Annotated in this window: 26 protein-coding genes; 20 read left to right on the top strand and 6 right to left on the bottom strand. The window is 46.0% G+C overall.

Going from position 1 to position 22,799, the window contains the following annotated elements; all coding sequences use genetic code 11:
- The first annotated feature begins 111 nt into the window (after positions 1–111).
- Positions 112–639, top strand: coding sequence for a DUF962 domain-containing protein (locus KFF44_RS01705; protein WP_255936557.1), 528 nt, complete (start codon positions 112–114; stop codon positions 637–639).
- Between the two features lie 18 nt (positions 640–657).
- On the opposite strand, the gene KFF44_RS01700 is transcribed toward KFF44_RS01705, so the two are convergent.
- Positions 658–2,145, bottom strand: a complete 1,488-nt coding sequence (locus KFF44_RS01700) for a phospholipase D-like domain-containing protein (protein WP_255936556.1) — start codon at positions 2,143–2,145, stop codon at positions 658–660.
- Positions 2,146–2,305: 160 nt separating this feature from the next.
- On the opposite strand from KFF44_RS01700, the gene ccmA reads away from it, so the two are divergent.
- The 12 genes from ccmA to KFF44_RS01640 all read left to right on the top strand — a co-directional run bounded on the left by ccmA (position 2,306) and on the right by KFF44_RS01640 (position 11,208).
- Positions 2,306–2,989 (top strand): heme ABC exporter ATP-binding protein CcmA, encoded by a 684-nt coding sequence (gene ccmA / locus KFF44_RS01695; protein ID WP_255936554.1) that lies wholly within the window; start codon positions 2,306–2,308, stop codon positions 2,987–2,989.
- Positions 2,986–3,669: a heme exporter protein CcmB gene (ccmB, locus tag KFF44_RS01690; protein WP_255936553.1), complete on the top strand. Its 684-nt coding sequence runs from the start codon at positions 2,986–2,988 to the stop codon at positions 3,667–3,669. The genes ccmA and ccmB overlap by 4 nt, the downstream gene beginning before the upstream one ends.
- A 71-nt stretch (positions 3,670–3,740) precedes the next feature.
- Positions 3,741–4,466 carry a heme ABC transporter permease gene (locus KFF44_RS01685; protein WP_255936551.1) on the top strand — a complete coding sequence of 242 codons (726 nt, stop codon included), beginning with the start codon at positions 3,741–3,743 and terminating at the stop codon, positions 4,464–4,466.
- A complete protein-coding gene (gene ccmD, locus KFF44_RS01680; RefSeq protein WP_255936548.1) occupies positions 4,459–4,662 on the top strand; it encodes a heme exporter protein CcmD in 204 nt (67 codons plus the stop codon). Before KFF44_RS01685 ends, ccmD begins: the two co-directional genes overlap by 8 nt.
- A complete protein-coding gene (ccmE, locus tag KFF44_RS01675; RefSeq protein WP_255936546.1) occupies positions 4,662–5,147 on the top strand; it encodes a cytochrome c maturation protein CcmE in 486 nt (161 codons plus the stop codon). The genes ccmD and ccmE overlap by 1 nt, the downstream gene beginning before the upstream one ends.
- Entirely contained in the window at positions 5,144–7,132 is a 1,989-nt protein-coding gene (locus tag KFF44_RS01670; protein ID WP_255936545.1) for a heme lyase CcmF/NrfE family subunit, read from the top strand. Before ccmE ends, KFF44_RS01670 begins: the two co-directional genes overlap by 4 nt.
- Positions 7,132–7,662: a DsbE family thiol:disulfide interchange protein gene (locus KFF44_RS01665; protein WP_255936544.1), complete on the top strand. Its 531-nt coding sequence runs from the start codon at positions 7,132–7,134 to the stop codon at positions 7,660–7,662. Before KFF44_RS01670 ends, KFF44_RS01665 begins: the two co-directional genes overlap by 1 nt.
- Positions 7,659–8,144, top strand: a complete 486-nt coding sequence (locus tag KFF44_RS01660) for a cytochrome c-type biogenesis protein (RefSeq protein WP_255936543.1) — start codon at positions 7,659–7,661, stop codon at positions 8,142–8,144. Before KFF44_RS01665 ends, KFF44_RS01660 begins: the two co-directional genes overlap by 4 nt.
- Positions 8,141–9,262: a c-type cytochrome biogenesis protein CcmI gene (ccmI, locus tag KFF44_RS01655; RefSeq protein ID WP_255936541.1), complete on the top strand. Its 1,122-nt coding sequence runs from the start codon at positions 8,141–8,143 to the stop codon at positions 9,260–9,262. Before KFF44_RS01660 ends, ccmI begins: the two co-directional genes overlap by 4 nt.
- Before the next feature lie 128 nt (positions 9,263–9,390).
- Positions 9,391–9,762: a hypothetical protein gene (locus KFF44_RS01650; RefSeq protein WP_255936529.1), complete on the top strand. Its 372-nt coding sequence runs from the start codon at positions 9,391–9,393 to the stop codon at positions 9,760–9,762.
- 62 nt (positions 9,763–9,824) lie between these two features.
- Positions 9,825–10,361, top strand: coding sequence for an NUDIX hydrolase (locus KFF44_RS01645; RefSeq protein WP_255936527.1), 537 nt, complete (start codon positions 9,825–9,827; stop codon positions 10,359–10,361).
- 91 nt (positions 10,362–10,452) lie between these two features.
- Positions 10,453–11,208, top strand: coding sequence for a class I SAM-dependent methyltransferase (locus KFF44_RS01640; protein WP_255936525.1), 756 nt, complete (start codon positions 10,453–10,455; stop codon positions 11,206–11,208).
- Positions 11,209–11,213: 5 nt separating this feature from the next.
- Here KFF44_RS01640 and KFF44_RS01635 read toward each other — a convergent pair whose 3' ends face one another.
- Positions 11,214–11,816, bottom strand: a complete 603-nt coding sequence (locus KFF44_RS01635; protein ID WP_255936522.1) for an inner membrane-spanning protein YciB — start codon at positions 11,814–11,816, stop codon at positions 11,214–11,216.
- Between the two features lie 118 nt (positions 11,817–11,934).
- Here KFF44_RS01635 and KFF44_RS01630 point away from each other — a divergent pair, with 118 nt between their 5' ends.
- From KFF44_RS01630 to KFF44_RS01610, 5 genes are all read left to right on the top strand, one after another.
- Positions 11,935–13,221 (top strand): MFS transporter, encoded by a 1,287-nt coding sequence (locus tag KFF44_RS01630; RefSeq protein WP_255936521.1) that lies wholly within the window; start codon positions 11,935–11,937, stop codon positions 13,219–13,221.
- A gap of 31 nt (positions 13,222–13,252) precedes the next feature.
- Entirely contained in the window at positions 13,253–13,822 is a 570-nt protein-coding gene (locus KFF44_RS01625; protein WP_255936520.1) for an RNA methyltransferase, read from the top strand.
- A 16-nt stretch (positions 13,823–13,838) separates the two neighbouring features.
- Positions 13,839–14,378 (top strand): invasion associated locus B family protein, encoded by a 540-nt coding sequence (locus tag KFF44_RS01620; protein ID WP_255936518.1) that lies wholly within the window; start codon positions 13,839–13,841, stop codon positions 14,376–14,378.
- A 153-nt stretch (positions 14,379–14,531) separates the two neighbouring features.
- Positions 14,532–15,710 carry a 23S rRNA (adenine(2503)-C(2))-methyltransferase RlmN gene (gene rlmN, locus KFF44_RS01615; protein WP_255936517.1) on the top strand — a complete coding sequence of 393 codons (1,179 nt, stop codon included), beginning with the start codon at positions 14,532–14,534 and terminating at the stop codon, positions 15,708–15,710.
- Positions 15,711–15,887: 177 nt separating this feature from the next.
- Positions 15,888–16,526 (top strand): hypothetical protein, encoded by a 639-nt coding sequence (locus KFF44_RS01610; protein WP_255936515.1) that lies wholly within the window; start codon positions 15,888–15,890, stop codon positions 16,524–16,526.
- Positions 16,527–16,638: 112 nt separating this feature from the next.
- On the opposite strand, the gene KFF44_RS01605 is transcribed toward KFF44_RS01610, so the two are convergent.
- Positions 16,639–17,403: a MerR family transcriptional regulator gene (locus KFF44_RS01605; RefSeq protein ID WP_255936513.1), complete on the bottom strand. Its 765-nt coding sequence runs from the start codon at positions 17,401–17,403 to the stop codon at positions 16,639–16,641.
- A gap of 86 nt (positions 17,404–17,489) precedes the next feature.
- Positions 17,490–18,161 carry a nitroreductase gene (locus tag KFF44_RS01600; protein ID WP_255936510.1) on the bottom strand — a complete coding sequence of 224 codons (672 nt, stop codon included), beginning with the start codon at positions 18,159–18,161 and terminating at the stop codon, positions 17,490–17,492.
- Positions 18,162–18,351: 190 nt separating this feature from the next.
- Here KFF44_RS01600 and KFF44_RS01595 point away from each other — a divergent pair, with 190 nt between their 5' ends.
- Both KFF44_RS01595 and KFF44_RS01590 read left to right on the top strand, forming a co-directional pair.
- On the top strand, positions 18,352–19,584 hold the full coding sequence (locus KFF44_RS01595) for an argininosuccinate synthase (RefSeq protein WP_255936508.1): 1,233 nt from the start codon (positions 18,352–18,354) through the stop codon (positions 19,582–19,584).
- A gap of 39 nt (positions 19,585–19,623) precedes the next feature.
- A complete protein-coding gene (locus KFF44_RS01590; protein ID WP_255936505.1) occupies positions 19,624–20,562 on the top strand; it encodes an AEC family transporter in 939 nt (312 codons plus the stop codon).
- Here KFF44_RS01590 and KFF44_RS01585 read toward each other — a convergent pair.
- Positions 20,555–20,995 carry an ester cyclase gene (locus KFF44_RS01585; RefSeq protein ID WP_255936502.1) on the bottom strand — a complete coding sequence of 147 codons (441 nt, stop codon included), beginning with the start codon at positions 20,993–20,995 and terminating at the stop codon, positions 20,555–20,557. The two genes, KFF44_RS01590 and KFF44_RS01585, sit on opposite strands and share 8 nt — an antisense overlap.
- Positions 20,996–21,062: 67 nt before the next feature.
- Positions 21,063–22,721, bottom strand: coding sequence for a M28 family metallopeptidase (locus KFF44_RS01580; protein WP_255936499.1), 1,659 nt, complete (start codon positions 22,719–22,721; stop codon positions 21,063–21,065).
- Positions 22,722–22,799: the final 78 nt, after the last annotated feature.

The following is a 22,799-nucleotide window of genomic DNA, read 5'->3' as shown; positions in this document are numbered from 1 at the left end:
CCACTTTGGTGCTCAACCTTGGTTTATCTACCCTTTTTTCTTTCTGCGCTTGATAAGTCAGCATATAAGGAAAGATATTAGCTAGTCACATAGGTCAATCGGTGGGAGAAAATGATGCGCAATTGGTTTTTTGAGCAAATGGCTATGTATTCAGCGTATCATCGCGATGGTAGAAATCAGGCCACACACCATATCGGCGTCCCTTTGATTGTTTTCTCAATACTTGTATTAGCGGCACAAGTTCCCTTAGTGACATTAGCGATTGGTCCGCTAACGCTTGCGGGGGCGTTAATATCAATTCTATTGCTCGTTTATATAATAGCAGTTCCAATGGTGGGTATCATCGCCACATTCGTATATATGGTTCTCCTCTATATTGCTGAGCAATTCGGGCCAAACGACTCACCCTATTTGATTTTTGCTACTTGTTTTGTTGGCGGCTGGATTATTCAGTTTATTGGTCATGGCTTTGAGGGGCGTAAACCTGCATTATTTGATAATCTCTTACAAATCTTTATGGCCCCGGCGTTCTTGATTGCAGAAATTCTCTTCACCTTAAAACTGCAAAATCACCTTGAGGAAGAAATTGCGGCCCGCATTGATAAATACCTTCCGCAGGGCAAAGAAGCCACTTCATAAGCTAAAGGGCAGCCACGCTTATAAATAAGGGGTCGCGAGCCACAGAATTCTTCCAAATAAACGTTTAAAGAACCCGCGTTTATTTAGATTAGGAATAGTCACAGGCTTTGAGCCTAGGAGTTTTGCATCGACTTTTTTATTCATATTTTTTGCAAAGCAAGCATCATAACACTCAATATTGAATTCAAAATTCAACTTCAATGACCTCGCGTCCCAATTGCTGGAACCTAACAGCACCCAATCTTCATCCACGATCATCAATTTGGTATGATCGAACGGCGCTTTACCAGCAAAGATCTTGCAACCAGAACGGATCAAAGGTTTCAATGAAGCGAAAGCTGCTAATCCGAAAAGAGGTAAGTTGCTTTTTTCGGGTATTAAAACTTGCACCTCCACCCCTCGAAGGGCCGCTTGTTCAAGGGCTGCCAAAAGCGCTTCGTTTGGCAGGAAATAGGGGGTGACAATTTTGATATTTCTTCTGGCAGCAGCGAGCGCGCTCTCAATAATCATCGCCGTTTTTTGCCGAGGTTCGTCCGGGCCATCAGCAATAGCGCGTGCAATCATAAAATTACAGCCTTCACCACTAGACCATAAGTCATGCAGAGCAAACCAAAGATTACCCTGTAAACTTTCGCCTGTTGTAAAAATCCAATCGTCAGCGAAAGCCTCCATCATCTGGTTTACAATAGGCCCTTTTAAGCTGAAGTGAGTATCCCTTACCCGTGGTCTCCCATCACTTCGCTCTAAATGATGTTTTCGGATATTCATACCACCGGCGAACCCCTGCCTACCATCAACTATTAGAAGCTTCCGGTGCGTTCTTAAGTTAAAAAAGGCCAGTCGCCAGGACAGTCTCGCGGGATTAAACACGCCAACAGCAATATTGTGGCGCCTAAGCAAATTGGAAACGGGCTTAAAGCCATACCAATTCCCCACCGCATCAACCAACACACGCACCTCGACACCGCGTTCTTTCGCGCGCACAAGTGCCCTTACGAATCGACGGCCAGCTTGGTCAGCCTGAAAAATATAGGTTGTTAGCGCAATCGATCGCTCAGCATTTTCAATGGCTTCGATCATCGCATTATAGGCTTCGCGGCCACCGCGCAGTGGCGCAATCTGGTTGTTTGCAGCTAAGGGCATACCTGTTAAACGCCCGGCCAGGCGGTCATGCGCAATCCAGCGTTTTGATGTGTTGGCATTTAAGCCTGCGAGCGATATTCCCGCCGGGTCAGCCAAAGCGCCGGTACGTGGCGGCAATCCTCTTTTCTCACGCGCGAGTTTTGCCCTTCGCCGAATCCGGCTAATTCCAAATAAAAAATAGGCAAAAAGGCCAAAAACAGGCGCAAGCCATACAAGCCCAATCCAGGCTATCGCTGATCGAACCTGGTCTTTAGTCGATAAAATGTGGATGCTGGTTAAAATTTGCGCGCACAAAACCACAAACGCCAAAATCAGACCATCTGGCAATATCAGCCCAAAGAGATTGTCATGTGGTTCTTGCAAAACAGCCCCGTACCATATTGTTTGGGATAAGATTGCCCCGCCCCAAACAAGTTTTGTCCATCACGCTACAATCTTATAATGGGAAACCAGAAGTCGAAATCAAGAACGTAAATCACTTTCTTCGCTTGTATCCGTCAGTGTCTTTCACTAGCTTGCCAACATGGTCGAAACATCTAAAAATACGCAAACGACATATCCTGACATAACACTAACCGCTCAAAAGTTGAACGTTAGGCGCGGTGGACGGCATGTTTTTGAGGATATATCAATATCGCTCACGAACCATTCTATCCAATATCTTCACGGTACAAACGGATCAGGAAAATCAACACTGATCCGCACCCTAAGCGAGCGATTAACCCCAATTTCAGGCGACATTAGCCTGCAAATCGACGGGGAATATGCTGAAATCTCTCAGAACCTAATGGTGCTCGATCATTCTAATGGCCTTAAAAATACATTTACCCTGTTGGAACACTGCTCGTATTTTTCGACCCTTCTAAACGGTGAAAAACCCGAGAAGCATCATATCGAACAATGCCTAGAGACGCTAAAACTCCAGCACCTTATCAACCAGCCAATTAAGTATTTCTCAAGTGGTCAGCGGCGGCGGGCGGCGCTTTTACGCTTTCTGCTGGTTGACCGCCCCATCTGGCTTATGGATGAGCCAACAGTGGGTGTGGACGCGGAAAACCGTGCGGCCTTAGCGGATATGCTGAAACGGCATATAAAAAAAGGCGGCGCGGCTATTGTCGCAACGCATGATGACATCGGCGTAGAAGGTGAAGTTATCAATCTGGATCAATATACACCGAAGATGCAATACGGAGGGTATTGGTCATGACAAGTCCTTCCCTGTTGACGATTTTTACCGCTTTAATTCAGCGCGATATAAAACTGGCCTGGTCCCAAGGTGGTGCCGGTGGCATGACATTAGGTTTCTTTCTGATTGCGATATCTTTGTTCCCGCTGGGAATAGGGCCGGAAGCATCAACACTTGCTAAAATCAGTTCTGGTGTCATTTGGGTTATTGCATTGCTGGCGTGTTTACTAAGCCTAGATCGCCTGTTCCAAGCTGACTTTGAAGACGGCACCCTCGATGACTTGTCATTATCGCCGATCAACTTTGAACTGATTGTTATCGCCAAAGCCATTGCACACTGGTCGGCAACTATTTTACCCATCATCATTTTCGCGCCTTTATTAGCCGCTTTATTAAACATGCCAGAAGTCGGGTATAAAATGCTGCTTATATCGTTACTGATAGGAACACCCGCCCTCAGTTTAATCGGCAGTATTGGCGCTGCTTTGACCGTTGCCTTAAGGCGCGGTGGGGTCTTGCTGACATTACTTGTTTTACCGCTTTATATACCAACATTAATCTTCGGCGTAGGCGCAATTGAAGCAAGTATAACCCTAACGGATCCGGCGCCGCATCTTGCACTTACCGGTGCGGTTACTTTGGTTGCCCTGATCATTTCACCATTTGCGTCCGCCGCCGCCCTTAGGCTGGCATTAGAATAATTTGCCCAAATCATCGCCTGAGACACAAGGCCACACTTGCCGTTCTCTATAGTTTGATATAGGAAATGGGCATGCATATTTTCGCGAATCCAGCACGCTTTGTGCGTTTAGCAAATCAAATATTACCGTGGGCCATTGCTATTATGGCGCTCACATTGCCCTATGGCCTATATCTTGCGCTTATTGCTAGTCCACCGGATTATCAGCAAGGTGATAGTGTCCGCATTATGTACATACACGTGCCAAGTGCATGGATGGCAATGTTCACCTATATGGTGATGGCATCAGCTAGTCTTGCAGCACTTGTTTGGCGGCATCCACTTGCACTCGTAGCAGGCAAAGCAGCAGCACCAATAGGTGCGGTTTTTACAGCCCTCGCCCTCATAACTGGCGCGCTTTGGGGTAAGCCAATGTGGGGGACATATTGGGTTTGGGATGGCAGGTTAACTTCCGTACTTATCTTATTTTTTCTTTACCTCGGATATATGGCAATCTGGCAGGCAATGGATGATGAGGAAACAGCCGGACGGGCCGCTTCAATCCTCGCGCTCGTGGGTGTTGTCAACCTTCCGATTATTAAGTTTTCGGTCGACTGGTGGAACACACTTCATCAGCCTGCCAGCGTAATACGCCTGGACGGCCCAACCATTCACGCAGACCTTTTAGGTCCCCTCTTGTGGATGGCGGTTGCTATGAAAGCCTATTTCATCGTGACATTCCTATGGCGTATGAAGCTTGAAATTAACAAGCGCAAACTCGCTGTAATTCAAATGAATATGGTGAATGCTCATGGCTGAATTTTTGCACATGAATGGTCATGGTAGTTTTATCTGGCTCTCATATGGGGTTGCTTTTCTGGCGCTTTTTATTATGGGGTTATTATCATTCTTAAAACAGCGAAACACAGAACATAAAATCGCTCAATTAAGACCATCCAAAAACCAAAGACAAAATAACAGCCCGTCAGATCAAGAACCATCAGGAACACCATAATGTCGAAAGGCCTTAAAACCCGAAAACACCAGCGCCTAACCATTATTATTGGTTTACTGGCAAGCCTGTCGGTTGCTGTTTTTCTTGTCTTATTTGCCTTGGGCGGTGATAGCTTGAGCTTATTCTTGCAACCATCCCTAGTTAAGGAAAAACAAGCCTCTGGTGAGCTACAACTCAAGCAACGATTTCGATTAGGCGGCCTTGTGGAAACTGGGTCTTTTAGCCGCCAGGATGATGGTTTGACTTACGTTTTCAGCATTACCGACTGTGCAACTACAATTCCTGTTCATTTCAAAGGTATTCTACCGGATTTGTTTAGAGAAGGTCAGGGCGTCGTCACAGAAGGGCAATTGGACGAAACTGGCACTTTCACAGCCGATACGGTGCTCGCAAAACACGATGAAAATTATGCGCCGCCCGGTACCTTACCGACAAACGCAGATGCCTGTACGCACCCAGATGCCGAAAAGCCTTATAATTCATGATCATTGAAGTAGGACATTTTGCGCTGATTGTAGCGCTTGTCATGGCGGCCATTGGTGCTGTTTTACCACATGTTGGGGCGACCACACATAATTCACAGCTCATGAGGCGGTCCACCGGGTTAGTCATCGGTCAGTTTTTGATGGCTGCTGTCGCGTTTGCATCCTTAATGTATTCCTACATTATTTCAGACTTCTCAGTATTGAATGTCGCGGCCAATTCGCATTCGCTTAAACCTCTTTTATATAAAATTTCCGGCACATGGGGAAACCACGAAGGAAGTATGCTGTTTTGGGTTTTGATCCTGACACTTTTCGGAGCAGCCGTTGGATTTGGTAAAAATCTGCCTCTCCGCTTTAAAGCAAGAGTGCTCGGCGTTCAAAGCCTTCTCATTCTCGGTTTTCTTTTATTCATTCTCTTAACCAGCAATCCTTTCGAACGCCTTGTCCCTGCTGCGTTTGAGGGAAATGGATTAAACCCTTTGCTTCAGGACCCTGGGCTCGCCTTTCATCCACCTATGTTATATTTGGGTTATGTTGGTCTCAGTGTTGCTTTTTCCTTTTCAATTGCCGCTTTAATTGAAGGTGAAATCACCCCAATGTGGGCACGCTGGGTACGCCCTTGGACGCTGGTTGCTTGGATATTCCTAACAGGGGGGATTGCCCTTGGTTCCTGGTGGGCCTATTACGAACTTGGCTGGGGTGGATGGTGGTTCTGGGACCCCGCGGAAAACGCGAGCTTCATGCCGTGGCTTGCCGCTACCGCACTGTTACATTCCGCAATCGTTGTCGAGAAACGTGACGCCCTCAAAAGCTGGACCATACTCCTTGCAATTGTTGCCTTTTCGCTAAGCCTGCTTGGCACATTCCTGATCAGGTCAGGCGTCATGACGTCCGTTCATGCCTTCGCCGTTGATCCAGAGCGCGGTATTTTTATTCTTGCGTTCCTTGCGTTTGTCATTGGCGGCGCTTTTAGCTTGTATGCATGGCGCGCACCCAGACTAGCGCCAAGCGGGATATTTGGGCTCGTCAGCCGCGAGAGCGCCCTTGTATTAAACAATATCTTGCTTTCAACATTCGCCGCTGTCGTTTTAATCGGTACGCTGTACCCTTTGTTCTACGAGGCCTTCCTTGGTAGCCAAATTTCTGTGGGCCCACCATTTTTCGAATTTGGTACAAAACTATTAATGACACCCCTTATCGTTGCCCTTGGGGTGGCACCATTACTGGCATGGAAACGCGGCAGGCTTTCGAAAGCATTCCAGATTACCCTTCCTGCTGCCATCATATCCTTGGCGATATTTGTTATGGCAGTATGGTCAAACATTAGCGGATTGGTGATGACCGGGTTAGGGCTTGCTTTGGCGACATGGTTATTGGTGGCAATTATTTTTGATATCACCGAGAAAATCCAACTGTTTAAAAAGCCCGCTAAATCCTTAAATCGGCTGCGTAACCTTCCGCGCGCAACGGTTGGAATGCATTTTGCCCACCTCGGACTTGCCATCATCCTTTTCGGCATTACGATCAGTGAGGCATGGACATCTGAGAAACTCGCCTTTATGGCCCCCGGTCAATCCGAGCAAGTCGGTCCGTTTGAATTTACTTTTGATAGTGTCACACCGTTTGCTGGCCCCAATTACACAGGAATTAGAGCCCAGTTTTCCGTTATGGACAACGGTACGAAGATCGCGACTTTATACCCTGAAGACCGCGTTTATACGGACCCTGTAACCAACACCACGGAAGCCGGTATTCACCCACTGATCAGCGGTGACCTTTATGCCGTTATTGGTGAAGCAGGGCGCGGCGGAAAATGGTCGGTAAGACTATATTTCAAGCCCTTTATATCTGGTCTATGGCTTGGTGCCGGATTTATGATGATCGGGGGCTTGCTATCCTTATCTGACAGGCGGTTACGATTGGGTGTTCCTTCGGCCAAGAAAAAAACCGTAAAATCAAACCCTGATCAGGCGGAGGCTTCATAATGCAGCGTTTTCTTCCTCTTTTGATTGTCATCGGCTTGGTTGGATTGTTTGCATATATGCTACGTGATGGTCGCAACCCAAGCGAAATAAAGAATATTCATGTGGGTGAACCGGCCCCTGAATTCTCCTTAGCCGATATTGGCGGTTCTGACGGCGATATCGACGAAACCATTTTAAAAAGTGGCTCCCCAGTTCTGGTTAATTTTTTTGCAAGCTGGTGTGTTCCATGCCGGGCGGAACACGATAGCCTTATGGAACTTGCCAACACCCACAATATTAAAATCATAGGGATCGCATACAAAGACAAGCCTGAGGATTCACGCGCTTTTCTCGAAGAACTAGGAAACCCCTTTGAAGTCTATGGGGGTGATCTTGACGGTGTTGTTGGCTTCGAATGGGGCGTAACCGGAGTACCCGAAACATTCATAGTCGACGGAAATGGACGTATCAGATATCACCATTATGGGCCAATTGTTGGCGATGCTTTGGCACAAAAAGTACTACCTGAATTCCTGAAGGTATCCAAATGACACAAAGCATACGCTGCACATTAACGGGTTTCGTCAAAAGCTTTGCAATTCTATTGCTGCTAGCCTTTAACGTCAGTGCGAATGATCTACCCTTAGAGGACCCGAGCAAAGAAAAAATAGCGCGGGAACTAATGAAGGAAATTCGCTGTCTTGTGTGTCAGAACCAATCAATTGAGGACTCTAACGCAGATTTGGCAAAAGACCTTAGAAAGATAGTTCGTGAACAGGTTAATGCTGGCAAGTCGCCCGAAGAAACCAAAGCATTTTTAGTAGAGCGATACGGCGATTGGGTATTGCTAAAACCACCTTTCAACACCGGAACACTATTCTTGTGGGCATCCCCTATCCTTTTCATTGGTTTGGGGGCATTCGCGCTATTCAGACGCTCACAATCAGCCCCTCACGCTCCTGAACGTTTGTCAGATGATGAACGCAAACAGCTAGATGATATCATGAGTACCAAGAAGGGCACCGACGGATGATCTGGTTATTGATATGTGCAGTGCTCCTCGTGGCTATCGGTTCCATTTTCTTTGTCGGAGCAAGGCGGGATAAAGCTGCCAATCCACTGGATTACTATAAAAACCAATTAAAAGAACTGGACGCTGATATTGAAAGAGGACTAATCGACCCAGCTACAGTTGCGTCCGCAAAGCTGGAAATTGAAAGGCGTATTTTACGGGCCAATGCGGCTAATCCCCATAACGCTGATAATGATAATCAGAGCACATCCAAAAGCTATAGATTTGAGCTTGTGATAATTCTTATGATCCTCGTCGGATCGTTTGCGCTTTATACCACTTTTGGATCACCTGAGGTCGAATCAGCAACAGCAGCTCGTGCAAACCTAAGGGAACGAACTGTAGCCGAAGGGGGACCAACACTTGGTCAAGCGATAGAGCAAATTGAAACGCACCTGGCAAAGAATCCTGATGATGCTACCGGCTGGGAGGTGTTAACAACATCCACACGAGCTGTCGGCGATCATGCCAGATCAATCGCCGCTTATAATCAATTAATTCGCCTGCAACCCGACAATATAGATTGGTATATTAAGCGACTGGAAGCCTATATCGGTATGGCAAATGGCCAAATTACACCGGCTGCTAATTTACTACTCAGCAATATTATCGATCTTTCGCCAGAGCATCCTGCCGGGCAATTTTACCTAGGCCTTGCATACAAGCAATCAAACCAACTAGAGGGCGCCTATCAGGTTTGGCAGGCCTTACTTCAAAATTCTCAACCAAATGCACCGTGGTACGCTATTGTACAACAGCAACTGGAAGAAATTGGCCCACAGTTAAACAAAACCTCCCCTAGCGGTCCTTCCAGAGCCGATATTGAAGCAGTAGCCAACCTTTCTGCCGAAGACAGAGAAGCTTTCATCAATTCAATGATAGACCGACTGAAAAACAAATTATCTGAGAACCCGAATGATATTGATGGCTGGCGAATGCTTGCGCGTGCTCTGGTTCAACAAGGGAAAAAAAGCGAAGCAATTCAAGCCCTTGAGGGTGCAATCACAGCCGTTCACGAAGAAAATCAAGAAAATGTGCGTCAAATCCTTGACAATTTAGTCGAAAATAACGATTTCTAAAGATATATAAAGTATAAGAGTTGCGTTTCCACAGGAACCAATTCCCTGGTGGCTAGGGAACACGAAGAAAATCGTTGTTCTTGGGCAAGCCGAAAATCGGCATAATTATATAACTAGGGTCTTTGGGTATGACCGGTATCAATCCCAATACCAATCCGCTGCAAAGCCAAATTCAGGCACAATTGCAAGCAGGGCGGCAATCGAACCGTAGTGATGCGGCACGGTTGACCAATACTGTTCGCCGACCAGAAACCCCTGTCGACGAGCAAGATGATGCGCTCGACACCCAAAGCGTTGCCGCCGACCGACGCAACCGCCTGCTGGCGCGAAATACACGCCAAACAGACGATGTTTCCTCGGCTGACGAGCTTGAAGAAGCGCAGGACCGTGTTGCCGCCTTCAATAGTAACCTTCGCGAAGCACCGATTGGCCGATTATCGAGCCAGGAAAGCGATACGCGTGATGTACCACTTGGGCAAATTGTCGATATTCGTGTTTAAAAACTAATCCAATTCCTCAATTAAAACTGGACGCTTGCGCTCAATCCATACATTCTATGTGAATGAGTACAATTATCTATCCAAACAACTTCTCACAGGAAATTCCCGAAGGGGATGACCATACGCGCGCGGTGTGTGGTGACTGTGGTTTCATTGCCTACGAAAACCCTAAAATAATTGCAGGTAGTGTCGTAGCATATAATGATCAAATCCTACTCTGCCGCAGGGCTATCGAGCCCAGAAAAGGGTTCTGGACCATTCCTGCTGGCTTTATGGAACTCGGCGAAACCCCAGCCGAAGGCGCAGCAAGAGAGGCATGGGAAGAGGCCCGGGCCAAGATTAAAGTTCATGATCTCCTTGCCATATACACTGTAAAAAGGATTTCCCAAGTTCATATGATGTACAGAGCATCCCTCGATGAACCTGTTTTTGAACCAGGCCCTGAAAGTCTGGAGGTTAAACTTTTCAGCTGGGATGACATTCCATGGGATGAACTGGCATTTCCAAGTGTTCATTGGGCACTCACCCACTACAAGGAAAGTATGGATCAAAACACGATCGCTCCACACACCAATCCTGAGAAATGGAAAGATGTGTAAATTTTATGATAGTTTTAATGACACCTTGACGTTTATTTAGGAACAAAATACCCTCAATAAGATAATATTGTCATTATTGGGGGACAATCAAGTGAATACAGAAATACGGTCATTTACTGACCATATAAAAGCTATTGAACAATCAAAAACACACGCTGCGGGCAGTTTAACGTATGATACCCTAAGTGCCATTGAGGATTTGTTGCCCGACAATATGCTTCGAACGGCTGAAACAGGATGCGGTAGGTCGACCATCCTGTTCTCACAAAAGTCATCACACCATACTGTTTTTTGCCTTGATGACCGGTCACTTGGGGAAACGTCCAGTGTGAATTACTTCATGCACTCACAACTTACCAATAAAGAAAATATTGAGTGTGTTTTCGGGCCTACTCAGGAAACGTTAAAAAATTATACGCATACAGAAAAATATGACTGTGTTTTGATTGATGGTCCTCACGGTTACCCATTTCCCGACATGGAATACTATTATTTCTACCCTTGGATTAAAGAAGGTGGCTTATTAATAATAGATGATATTCAAATCGCATCTATTGGCCGAATGGCGGATATTATACAAGAAGACGCAATGTGGGACTTGGTTAAAATATCCCAAAACACAGCTATATTTAAGCGAACATCAGCAAATACATTTCCCGAACTTGGTGACCACTGGTGGGAACAGAATTATAATCAACGTCGCACAGAAGCCGACAAACCATTCCTTTTAGCTGATGGGGGCATCTTACCCAGCTTTCGGGCTCGATTATCGCAGCCATCTATGCCAAAACAAAAACAATCCTTATATAAAAGGATATTAAGAAATTTACGTGTAAATATGCACTAGCGTATTTATTTAACGTTATCTTCCGGTAGGTATTTCATAAACAAGGGAGCGTGGCCAATCATAAAAACCATAGTCGCGCCCATATAGCCAAAAGTTTTGAAATTAACCCAGAACTCTGTGCTTTGCGTTCGCCAAATCAATTCGTTCACACCGGCCATTACAAACATATAGATAATCCAGTTGCGCGAAAAAACCTTCCATCCAGCATCATCCATCTCGATGGCCATTTCCATTACCATTTTGAGGTATAATTTGCCGCGCAACATACCAAATAATAAAATCAAAGCCATAACCGAATTAATGATGGTTAGCTTCATTTTGACGAAGGTTTCATCCTGTAAATATAATGTCAGTCCGCCCATAATCATGACGACAACCACATTAAACTTCAGCATTGCGGCAATTTTACCAAAAACGATTTTAGACGTAATCATCGCAAGAATACTGGCTGCCATGAAAACACCCGTCGCAACAAAGAGATCACCAAGCTTAAACGCTGTAAAGAAAACAATCAAAGGGCCAAAATCAAGCGCCATTTTAATCCAGCCTGGCTGATTTGCGGGTGACTGAGTTGCATTCTCATCACTTTGATTGGTTTCATTCTGCATAAAGCTTCACTTTCAAGGCGCACATGATAGCAATTTAAGTATATTGCTGGTACGAAATAGGAACCGATTATGTGTATAGTATATTTTCTATAATGTTTTCATTGGTGTTCCAAGCGCAATGCTTAATCTTTTTAAAGACCGCAATTTTTTTCTGTTTTGGATCGGTGAATGTGTTTCAGTTATTGGAGACCATATTTCGATCATTGCATTCCCCTGGCTCATTTTAAAAATGACAGGTAGTGCGGCCATGACAGGGTTTGTTTTAGCTGTACAGGGAATACCGCGTGCGGTTTTGATGCTGTGGGGCGGCGCAATTGTGGACCGCTATAGTCCTCGCGGCGTAATGGTGAACACTAACATTATCAGATTATTATTGGTTGTCGTCCTTGGGTTTTTGCTCTTGTACGATTCGATAAATGTTATTGGGGTTTTTGCCCTTGCTGCTGCATTTGGTATTGCGGATGCCTTCTTTTATCCGGCTACCACGTCGTTCCTGCCTAGCATTGTTGAAGAAAAAGACCTGCAATCCGGCAATGCAATTGTTCAAAGCACCAACCAACTAGCCATCATTTTTGGCCCGATGATCGCCGGGTTAATCATTGCTGGTGAAATAAGCGTGGCCGGGCATGGTGACGCTAGTGCTATTCAATCAAGTTTTGAAACTGATCGGATTGGCTTGGCACGTGCCTTCTTTGCAGATGCAGGTACATTTGCACTTTCAATTCTTACACTCAGTTTAGTCAAAGTAAGATCGCTGAAAGAAGATAAAGACCCGTCTGACGCATCTGGAAATTTTCTGGATGAATTTAAGAAAGCTATTGCTTTCATTTGGTCAATTCCTGCTTTCAAGCTCTGCTTCATCGCGATTGCAATATTAAATTTCTTCTATATGGCACCCGTCTTTGTTGGCCTGCCCGTGCTAGCAGATATGCGTTATGCAAACGGTTCCTTTGTATATGGCATAATTGTCGGTGCGTATGGAATTGGTGCGCTGGTTGGCGGTATTACCGCAGGCATGTCGACACCTATAGCACCTGAAAACATTGCGAGAACAATGTTCTTTATTTTTGCCTATTCAGGCCTTTGCCTAGGCTTGGTTGCACTATCCGAATCTTATCTGCTTGCGATGTTTTTCTTTATCACTGCGGGCCTTGGTGACAGTTTTATCTGGGTACATTTTATGGCGTGGCTCCAGAAGGTAACCCCCGATCATATGATGGGACGGGTCATGAGCCTGTTGATGCTCCTTGCAATTGGTCTTCTTCCTGTTGCCAATGCGGTTATGGGGCTTTTATTTGAGTGGAATATTATTGCCTCGATGATGGGCGCGTCGCTTTTCATCATTATCTCCTGTTTAATCACAGCCTTGCACCCTGATGCCAAACGGGTTACAGCAACACCATAATCATCATTGACAAGAAGGTAGTGTAAGCGCGATGCGTGGATATTTTGGTATCGGTATTGATGGAATCTCTAAAACCGGAAATATGGGAAATCTAATCCGTACAGGCCATGCCTTTGGTGCCAGCTTTGCCTTTGCTGTCAATCCCAAAATTGTGGCACATACCGGCGAACCTATTACAAAACCCTTTTTGACCGATACTAGCAATTCAACAGACCAGATCCCGTTTTACCAATATGATACCGTCGAAGATTTAGTTGTGCCCAAAGGATGCCAACTGGTTGGCGTAGAGATAAGTGATGATGCGATTGACCTACCGAGTTTCCGGCACCCAACCCGTGCTGTGTATGTACTTGGCGGAGAACGAACATCCTTAAGTTCAGCCATGGCTGACCGATGTGACATGATGATCAAAATCCCGACAAAATTTTCTCTTAATGTTGCCACCGCTGGTGCTATTGTTATGTATGATAGACAGCGTTTGCTTGGAGGGTTTCCAGATCGGCCGTTGATGGCAGGTCAAAAGCCCGACGCCAAGAAAGCTCATGTGCATGGTGGCCCCCGTAACCGCCGTGCATCAAAGGCATCAAAGACAGAGAGTTAAAAACAGGACCAGAGTGATGACGACACGAAAAAGCATTTCCAAAATCACAACCAAGCTTTTACTGGCTATCGTTGCAATATGTACCGTAGCGCCATTCGCTCATGCCCAAAAACGCGATATTATCGGTAGTTTCCGTGATTGGGATGCCCTCTTGATCAAAGAAGGCAATACCAAAACCTGTTATATGATCTCAACACCCAAGCGCAGCACAGCAAATAAAAAGAATGTTCGGCGCGGGGATATTTATATCACGGTTACAAACCGCCCAAATGTGGGGGTAAAGACTGAGGTCAATGCCGTTATGGGGTATCCCCTTCGCCCCAACAGCGAAGTAAGTTTTCAAATTGACGGGAAAAGGGCACAAAGACTATTCACAGAAGGCAGCACAGCCTGGGCCTATGACGGCAAAGACGATGCGAAATTAGCCGCTGCAATGAAAGCGGGTAGCCGGTTAGTGGTAACAGGCACCTCTGCGCGCGGGACACGCACAACAGACACCTATTCGCTCTCGGGCTTTACAGCGGCCTTGAACGCGATCAACAAAGCATGCCGCTAATAGATACATTGGTCAGTTTCGCTTTACTTTCTTGGGTTTTATCGGTAAAGACCCCGTCACATTAACCAACTGATGGGTGGAACGCCCAGCAGAATTTAAGCAACCTGGCGCACTCTCACGACTAAGACGGTGCAAAAGGCAGAGGTGACCATTATGCAAATTACCCCATCGGGCCAAGAGCCCATTATCCAACCGCGCCTTGATCCAACGCTTGCAAGTGGAAAGATCAATCTTCTTGGTCTTGACCGTGACGAACTTAAGAATGCTCTTCGGGAAATTGGTGTTGCAGAAAAGCAGATTAAAATGCGCGCCCAGCAACTTTGGCATTGGGTTTATCACCGCGGCGTGTCATCTTTCGATGCCATGACAAATGTCTCAAAAGACGTTCGGGCAAAACTGGAAAATCATTTCATTATCGAACGCCCAGAGATCACTGAAGCACAATATTCCGAGGATGGTACCCGTAAATACCTAATCAAATTCGAAGATGGCAGTGAAGCGGAAGCCGTATATATCCCTGAGGAAGATCGGGGAACACTGTGCGTCTCTAGCCAGGTTGGGTGTACGCTGAATTGTAAGTTCTGTCACACGGGCACCATGCGGCTTGTGCGCAACCTCACTGCAGCCGAGATCGTAGCGCAGATGATGATTGCTCGTGATGACCTCGGTGAATGGGAAAACCCAACAGAGGGCCGAAGCGTAACCAACATAGTAATGATGGGAATGGGGGAGCCTTTATATAATTTCGATAATGTGAAAAAAGCATTGGAAATTATTATGGACGAAGAAGGTATTCAATTATCACGTCGTCGGATCACCTTATCCACCAGTGGTGTGGTTCCGCATATGGAACGCTGCGGCGAGGAAATCGGTGTTAATCTTGCTGTATCTCTGCACGCCGTTCGTGATGATGTGCGCTCCGAAATCATGCCAATTAACAAAAAATATAATCTTGAACAGGTCTTACAGGCATGTGCAAATTATCCTGGTGCTCATAACGCCCGTCGTATAACGTTCGAGTATACCATGCTCAAAGATGTGAACGATAGCGCAGAAGACGCAAAGGAACTGGTTCGTTTGATCCGAAAATACAAATTACCTGCCAAGGTTAACCTCATTCCATTTAACCCATGGCCCGGCACACCATACGAATGCAGTGAATGGGATCAAATCCAGAAGTTTTCCGATATTGTATACAAGGGCGGTATCTCTGCACCTATTCGTACACCGCGCGGACGAGATATTATGGCAGCCTGTGGGCAACTAAAATCTGCATCAGAGAAAAAGTCCAAAGCACAGATATTACGCGAAACCGAGCAAGTTTCTGCATAACCTTTCAAAAGTCATAGCTAGGCAATTTTTTACCATAGCTATGGCAAATTTTACCTAAATAGGCATAACCTGCCTATTTAATGTGATTCACGATGAGTCGAATATGTGATTCTTTGTTCCAAACTGGAACAGTTTTTGCTGATCTCTATCATAAGCAAAAATAAGGAGGATCACATCATGGCATTTAACGGTATTTCATTTGGTCCGTTTACAAACGCTCCTTTGATCAATGTTACAAATGTTTCGTTTCCGAATCAAAGCCAAAACACACCAGAAGATGAGCCCGCAACTGAAACAACAGAAGCCTCACCAGCCGTCGTCGTATCATTGTCTGAAGACGCACAAACGGCAATTACAGAGGACACTGATACTTCAACAATCACACAGCCCCCTGTGGATGAACCTGATGTTGTCGCGATTGAAAGCGCGCCTGATGGAGTGGTCACTGCACCAATCGATAACGATGATCCAACTATTAACGTCACAGAGGCTGATAATGAGCCTTCACGGCTTGATCAATTCCGCACCGAAATCGCAAACATCATAGAAACAAGCAACCTTTCAAGGCCAGAGCGCGCAGTCCTAAGTCGCGCTCTTGAAGGCACAGGACTAGAAAGTGCAATTGACAGTGAAGCAAACCGGGACCTTCCACCGGGCCTCGCCCGCGGTAACGGTAGAGCGCGAGGCATTGAACGGAACCTGATCAATCTTTTCCAAAGCAATTTGAGCACAGCACCTGATAACAATTTCAATAGCCTATCAGCATTGTTTACAGGTTTAGTTTCTCCCGCGCAGGATAGTGACCCAACTGGCTAATTAATGCCCTACTATCTTGTATCTGCGCAGCCTGACAATTCCCATTAATCGCTTCCCAGCTATTATTCGCGGGTAATCGTCAGGCTTTCTTTTATCTAGGGCACCAGTGGTATCAATTTAATTGCTTTGCGGCTTCGCCAGCTGCCTTGATAAATTCCCAAACTTCTTTGGAAAATGGCATTTGCGGGCCATCCTGTGGCCAGCTGTCCAGATTATCATACATCTTGGTCACGCTGCCCGCGAGCGATGGGTCAATATCGTAAATGGGTTGTGATAAGGCATTCCATTCTTTGAGAAGGGCTTGTGCCTCAGGGGACGCCGGATCTGACCCTACAAGCTTTTCCGTCCGTGCAAGTACATCGGGCCAAGCCTGTTCGATCTCCTTCCAATTATCCATCGAAACGTTTGATTTAGCCGCGGCCCATTTCGCATTCTCTTCAGGCGTATAATAAGTGTCCCATACTTTTTGCCAGTCTTCTTCGCTACTCATTGATTGCTCTCCTAATTTGATATGATTACAAAGCGTGGAGAGATCAGTTTCTGCTTGCCCGTCCAGGTTTTTGATTGCTTCGTCCAAGATACCAATTGCCTTATTTAAATCATCCCGTTCTTTCACGAGAAGAGCGTGATTCATTTTAAGCAATCGATCACCGTCGATGGTTTTCTCTTCAATCATTTTATAAATTTGATTGAGCGAAAACCCGGTACGTTTCAGAAGCTGGATGTGCCCTAATCTAACAACATCCTTAAAGGTGTAAAATCGCTGTCCTGACTCAGACCGTATTGGGTTCAACAAGCCCCGGGTGTCATAATACCTCAGGGTCCGAACACTAACCCCGGCTTTTTTTGCAAGATCACCAATAGCAAGCATTTTCATCGATATTCCGTTCTTCTGATCTTTCCACTGGAGATACGCCTAAGGCCTGACGTTACGTAAGGGGCAAGCACTTTTTTGGGCAGTCATCAATTTTCATGAAATACAGTGAATTCTTCCAATTTTGCACGATCTGTCCGGAGACTATTGATTGGATGCTTGGTGTCTTCGTATCCGAGCGCCATCCCCGCATAAAGCATCTGCTCATCCGGTAAGTTCAGAAAGTCAGCCACTGTTTTGTGCATCATGGTCCAGGCTTCTTGCGGGCAAGTCGCCAATCCATTTTCTTCTGCAAGCAGCATAAATGTTTGCATGAACATACCCAAATGCACCCATTGTGGCCGCCCCATTGCACGGTCTATGGTGAAAAACATCCCAACTGGCGCGCCGAAAAATTCGAAATTTCTAGCGACATGCATCAGGCGGCCAAATTTGTTATCATGCTCTATTCCAATTGTTTTGTATAATGCCTCACCGCATTCATATCGACGTGTACGATAGGGTTCTTTCAAACTTTCCGGATAGATATGATATTCCATCCCATCCCCCATCGGGTTTTCAGAGAGCTTCTTTTGCACAATCAATTTCAACTTATAGAGCACTTCACCGCTGACAACATGAACATGCCATGGCTGCACATTGCCCCCTGATGGGCTTTGTTTTGCCTGCTCCAGAATATTTACCAGCAGGTCACTAGAGACTGGTTTATCCAGATATGCTCTGACCGATTTACGCGTTTCCAGAAGTTTACCCACCGACATTTCAATTCCCCTTCGCCAATTCAGTGCCATAGAATCTGATTTTCAGATAAAAAGCGATCACATTATTGCTTTTTACGCTTCAAAACGCTTAACCGTTTGACCTTCCTTAGGCTTTTTCTATACTCCGTCAGCTTTCAAATTTTGAAGCGAGTTTTGATTATTAACCTATATTCTTGGATACGGAGACATCATGTCGGCGGATATTAAAAAAGTAGTGCTTGCCTACTCTGGCGGCCTTGACACCTCAATCATTCTGAAATGGTTGCAGGAAGTATATAACTGTGAGGTTGTTACCTTTACAGCAGACCTTGGTCAGGGAGAAGAGTTAGAGCCAGCACGACGAAAAGCCGAGATGCTTGGTATCAAGGAAATCTTCATCGAAGACCTGCGTGAAGAGTTTGTTCGCGATTATGTATTTCCGATGTTCCGGGCTAATACCGTTTATGAAGGCCAATATCTTTTGGGCACCTCGATCGCTCGGCCGTTAATCGCAAAACGTCAGATAGAAATTGCACGCGAGGTGGGCGGCGATGCTGTTTGTCACGGCGCTACAGGCAAGGGCAATGATCAGGTTCGCTTCGAGCTTGGTTACTATGCGCTAAACCCACAAATTAAGGTAATAGCCCCATGGCGCGAATGGGACCTCTCAAGCCGTACAAAACTGATTGAGTTCGCGGAAAAGCATCAAATTCCTATCCCTAAGGATAAGCGCGGCGAATCACCCTTTAGCGTTGATGCCAACCTGTTGCATACATCAAGCGAGGGCAAAGCGCTCGAAGACCCGTGGGAAATGGCCGAGGAATATGTATATTCGCGCACCGACAGCCCTCTTAACGCGCCAGATGAACCTGAATATATAGAAGTAGAATTTGAAAAAGGTGACCCTGTTGCCATCAACGGCGTTGCAATGTCACCAGCGACACTTTTGGAAGCCTTAAATACCTACGGCAAACGTCACGGAATTGGCCGCCTGGACCTTCTTGAAAACCGGTTTGTCGGCATGAAATCACGCGGTATCTATGAAACACCAGGTGGGACAATCCTGCTTGCAGCACACCGCGGTATAGAGCAGGTTACACTCGATAAAGGTGCGATGCACCTGAAGGACGAGATCATGCCAAAATATGCCGAAGTGATCTATAACGGCTTCTGGTTCTCGCCAGAGCGCGAAATGATGCAGGCCCTTATCGACAAGAGCCAGGAATTTGTCGCGGGCACTGTTCGCCTGATGCTGTTTAAAGGCGGTGTTCACGTGGTGGGTCGCAAGAGCCAAAACAGCCTTTATTCAATGGAACACGTTACCTTTGAAGAAGATAGCGTTTACGATCAACGCGATGCTCAAGGCTTTATCAAACTGAATGCGCTTCGCCTTCAATTGTTGAAGCAACGCGGTAAAATTACCGAGCCGCCAAGCCACGATTAAGTTCAAAACCAACCTAAAGAACCGGTGCGATAAAAACAGATGATCGAAATTCTAACAATAATTGCACCGGTTTTTATGCTGATGATACTGGGTTACGCCCTTGGCCGTACCAGCTTGTTTCCTGAGGGATCATCGCATATCCTTATCACATTCGTCTGGTGGGTCGGCATACCATCACTGTTATTCCGGGCGATTGCGAGTAGTGAACTACCAAGCTATAGCGAGCTTACGCTTGTACTTGGATATTACTCAGCACTTTATCTTATTTATTTCAGTGCGTTTTATATTGGAAAATTGATATTCACTCAAAGCACAGCGGAAGCTGGTGTTTTCGGGCTGTCTACCTGTTTTGCAAACGGTGCCTTTATCGGTATTCCCATCATTGATGGTGCTTACGGCAACGAAGGTGTCAGAATGCTATTGGTTCTATTATCCTTCCATACGCTTACATTGATCCCGATTACGACTTTTATCGTCGAACGGGCAAAAACAAAAGGTAATAGCACAGGACTTATTGTCAGAACCTTTGCAAGTATTCGGCAAAACCCCATTCTTATTGCGCTTATCATCGGCTTATGCTGGTCGGCGTTTCATATCCCTGTACCCGCATGGCTGGATCGCTTTCTCGCGTTCCCGGCGCAGGCCGCAGCACCAGTGGGATTGTTCGCTGCTGGCATGGCATTAAGCTATGTAAAAATTTCAGGTGACCTTGCTCAAGCAACTGCTTCAACGTTTCTAAAACTGATAATGCTGCCAATTGGTGCATATATTATCACGAAGCAAGTTCTGGATTTACCGGATATTTGGGTTGGCACCGCGACGCTGATGGGGGCGTTGCCAACTGGTATGATTGCCTATAGTTTTGCCGACAAACAGGGCGTTGCACCGCGGCGCGCAGCAACGACGGTTTTGCTTTCAACTGCATTATCAGCTTTTACACTATCATTTTTACTCTTTGTCTTGCGAACAATCACGTAAGTGTGTCCGCGTTAAAAGCTTTTAGCTGGTTAGACATACCCGCTCTGTCCGTTTGCAGCCAGTACTCTACGATTTTGCCATCTTGTATTCGATATATCGTACTTGTCACTTCCGTCAGAGGCCTTTTAGTTGGCTCTTCCCCCTCGAGGGATATATTATGGCAACCCTTCTGGCACCAGCGCACCAAAACCTTGTCGCTATCAACGAGCATATCTTCGATTGTTATTTCAAACGGTCCAAAAAACTTTTGAAACTCCTCGATATGCTCACGATAGTTTGCTGGTGACCGCTTTACTGTCTCACCACCTTCTGCCATGATCTGGTGGGCAAAAACCTCTTCAGCCATATAATCTGAAACGCGGTCCAAGTTATTGCCTGCGCGGATATCAAATATGAAATTCTCCATAAATTTACGGAGTTGTTCTGTTGTCATTGAATTTTTAACCTTATTTTACAGAGCGATAATAGTGATTACCGCTCTGTATAGGACTATTATAGCATTATTTAGCTGTCCGCTGTGCATCGCGCGCCGCCTTAAATTCGGTGCCCTCATTCCAGTTTGGCCAATCATTCGAATTAATGATCATCAAACCCGTTGCTTTATATAGCTCTAGGTCCTCGATGGCGCCTGAAAAATCCCAGTTAGGGTCATACTCATCGCTTGGCCCATGATAATGCTTTTTGATATATTCTGCCGCTTTCGCGTCCCCATATTCACGGCCAAGTTCACGGTGATCATAACCAGCGTTGGGGTACAGCATGGGCACGCCAAGTTTTGCGAGCTCAAAATGATCAGAGCGATAGAAATACCCTTTTTCCGGCTCCTGATCAGCGACCAAAACTCTATCTTGTGCTTTCGCAGCTTTTTCCAAATACGCATCAAGTTCTGAATTTCCAAGGCCAATTACCGTCACGTCACGTGTTGGCCCAATAATGTTCAGGCCGTCCATATTAATACCGCCAACTGTTTGATCGAGCGGAACAAGTGGGTGTGTGGCATAGTAAGATGAGCCCAAGAGCCCTTGTTCTTCGGCTGTTACTGCCAGAAACATAATAGAACGTTTGGGGGCTTCATCCATCGTCTTAAAGGATTTAGCAAGCTCAATCAGGGCTGCTGTTCCAGTGGCATTATCAAGGGCACCGTTATAAATGCCATCGCCTTCAGCTGTTGGGTCCGTACCAATATGGTCCCAGTGTGCCATATAGATAAAAACATCATCCGGGTTTTCACTGCCTTCTAAAATACCGGCAACATTACGGGTCTGAACTGTTGCAACATCATTTGCAATCTGTACCGATGCCCTCAATGGCATAGGAACAGCCTTAAAGTCAGGTTTTGTAGCTGCGGCCATTAAATCATCCAAATCCAAACCGCTTACCGCAAACAATTTGGTAGCATTTTCACCAGTGATCCATGCTTCAAAGCCCGCAAGGTCAGCCCCCTTGTCCGCACGGACCGTATCAAACTGTGCGCCTGTCCAGCTGGCATCAACAGTGGGCCAACCATAAGCCGCCGCCTTGGTTTCATGAATAATGATCGCACCCGCCGCACCTTGGCGCGAGGCTTCATCGAACTTATAGTCCCACCGGCCATAATAAGTCATGGTATTACCAGAAAACAGATCAGGGTTCTGTGTTGCAAAACCAGGGTCATTGATCAGCATGACAACTGTTTTGCCTGTTACATCAACGCCTTCATAATCGTTCCAACCGCGCTCTGGTGCGTTAATGCCGTACCCAACAAACACAAGTTCACTATCCGAAACTGATGATGATGCTTCCTGCCTGCGCGTCCAAACAACCTGATCACTGCGGTATGCCAAATCGAACGATTGGCCTTCACCGCTGATATTTAATGTTGGTGTTCCTTTTGCCGTAATAGAAACCAGCGGCACATCTTGTGTGTAGCTATCACCGTTTGCCGGGGCGAGCCCTGCTTCCTTGAAAGATTTTGTGAGGTACGCAACGGTTAACTCTTCACCTTCAGACCCGGGAGCACGACCGCCAAATTCATCGGATGCCAGAATTTGCACATGTTCAGACAAGGCTTCCACGTTCATTTCATAAGGCGCGTGAGTATTGGGCGGATTATCAGTTTCACCATTATTACAGGCAACCAAAAGGCTGGACGTAAGGCACAAAGCAATTATATTTTTCATAGAAACTCCCTAAGGCATCAAAATCCTTAGTTTGATGCAAAACTTTACAGAAGTTTCCAGATTATCGCCGAAGCTGTC

This window comes from Kordiimonas sp. SCSIO 12610 (assembly GCF_024398015.1).
Lineage (GTDB): Bacteria > Pseudomonadota > Alphaproteobacteria > Sphingomonadales > Kordiimonadaceae > CANLMI01.
Note: the sequence above shows the minus strand (reverse complement) of the source record. Positions and strands in the feature narration are given on the sequence as shown.

Bases quoted from the DNA above. Each gene is read 5' to 3' on its own strand.
- KFF44_RS01705 (WP_255936557.1), top strand. From the start codon at position 112: ATGATGCGCAATTGGTTTTTTGAGCAAATGGCTATGTATTCAGCGTAT.
- ccmA (WP_255936554.1), top strand. From the start codon at position 2,306: ATGGTCGAAACATCTAAAAATACGCAAACGACATATCCTGACATAACA.
- ccmB (WP_255936553.1), top strand. From the start codon at position 2,986: ATGACAAGTCCTTCCCTGTTGACGATTTTTACCGCTTTAATTCAGCGC.
- KFF44_RS01685 (WP_255936551.1), top strand. From the start codon at position 3,741: ATGCATATTTTCGCGAATCCAGCACGCTTTGTGCGTTTAGCAAATCAA.
- ccmD (WP_255936548.1), top strand. From the start codon at position 4,459: ATGGCTGAATTTTTGCACATGAATGGTCATGGTAGTTTTATCTGGCTC.
- ccmE (WP_255936546.1), top strand. From the start codon at position 4,662: ATGTCGAAAGGCCTTAAAACCCGAAAACACCAGCGCCTAACCATTATT.
- KFF44_RS01670 (WP_255936545.1), top strand. From the start codon at position 5,144: ATGATCATTGAAGTAGGACATTTTGCGCTGATTGTAGCGCTTGTCATG.
- KFF44_RS01665 (WP_255936544.1), top strand. From the start codon at position 7,132: ATGCAGCGTTTTCTTCCTCTTTTGATTGTCATCGGCTTGGTTGGATTG.
- KFF44_RS01660 (WP_255936543.1), top strand. From the start codon at position 7,659: ATGACACAAAGCATACGCTGCACATTAACGGGTTTCGTCAAAAGCTTT.
- ccmI (WP_255936541.1), top strand. From the start codon at position 8,141: ATGATCTGGTTATTGATATGTGCAGTGCTCCTCGTGGCTATCGGTTCC.
- KFF44_RS01650 (WP_255936529.1), top strand. From the start codon at position 9,391: ATGACCGGTATCAATCCCAATACCAATCCGCTGCAAAGCCAAATTCAG.
- KFF44_RS01645 (WP_255936527.1), top strand. From the start codon at position 9,825: ATGAGTACAATTATCTATCCAAACAACTTCTCACAGGAAATTCCCGAA.
- KFF44_RS01635 (WP_255936522.1), bottom strand. From the start codon at position 11,816: ATGCAGAATGAAACCAATCAAAGTGATGAGAATGCAACTCAGTCACCC.
- KFF44_RS01630 (WP_255936521.1), top strand. From the start codon at position 11,935: ATGCTTAATCTTTTTAAAGACCGCAATTTTTTTCTGTTTTGGATCGGT.
- KFF44_RS01625 (WP_255936520.1), top strand. From the start codon at position 13,253: ATGCGTGGATATTTTGGTATCGGTATTGATGGAATCTCTAAAACCGGA.
- KFF44_RS01620 (WP_255936518.1), top strand. From the start codon at position 13,839: ATGACGACACGAAAAAGCATTTCCAAAATCACAACCAAGCTTTTACTG.
- rlmN (WP_255936517.1), top strand. From the start codon at position 14,532: ATGCAAATTACCCCATCGGGCCAAGAGCCCATTATCCAACCGCGCCTT.
- KFF44_RS01610 (WP_255936515.1), top strand. From the start codon at position 15,888: ATGGCATTTAACGGTATTTCATTTGGTCCGTTTACAAACGCTCCTTTG.
- KFF44_RS01605 (WP_255936513.1), bottom strand. From the start codon at position 17,403: ATGAAAATGCTTGCTATTGGTGATCTTGCAAAAAAAGCCGGGGTTAGT.
- KFF44_RS01600 (WP_255936510.1), bottom strand. From the start codon at position 18,161: ATGTCGGTGGGTAAACTTCTGGAAACGCGTAAATCGGTCAGAGCATAT.
- KFF44_RS01595 (WP_255936508.1), top strand. From the start codon at position 18,352: ATGTCGGCGGATATTAAAAAAGTAGTGCTTGCCTACTCTGGCGGCCTT.
- KFF44_RS01590 (WP_255936505.1), top strand. From the start codon at position 19,624: ATGATCGAAATTCTAACAATAATTGCACCGGTTTTTATGCTGATGATA.
- KFF44_RS01585 (WP_255936502.1), bottom strand. From the start codon at position 20,995: ATGACAACAGAACAACTCCGTAAATTTATGGAGAATTTCATATTTGAT.
- KFF44_RS01580 (WP_255936499.1), bottom strand. From the start codon at position 22,721: ATGAAAAATATAATTGCTTTGTGCCTTACGTCCAGCCTTTTGGTTGCC.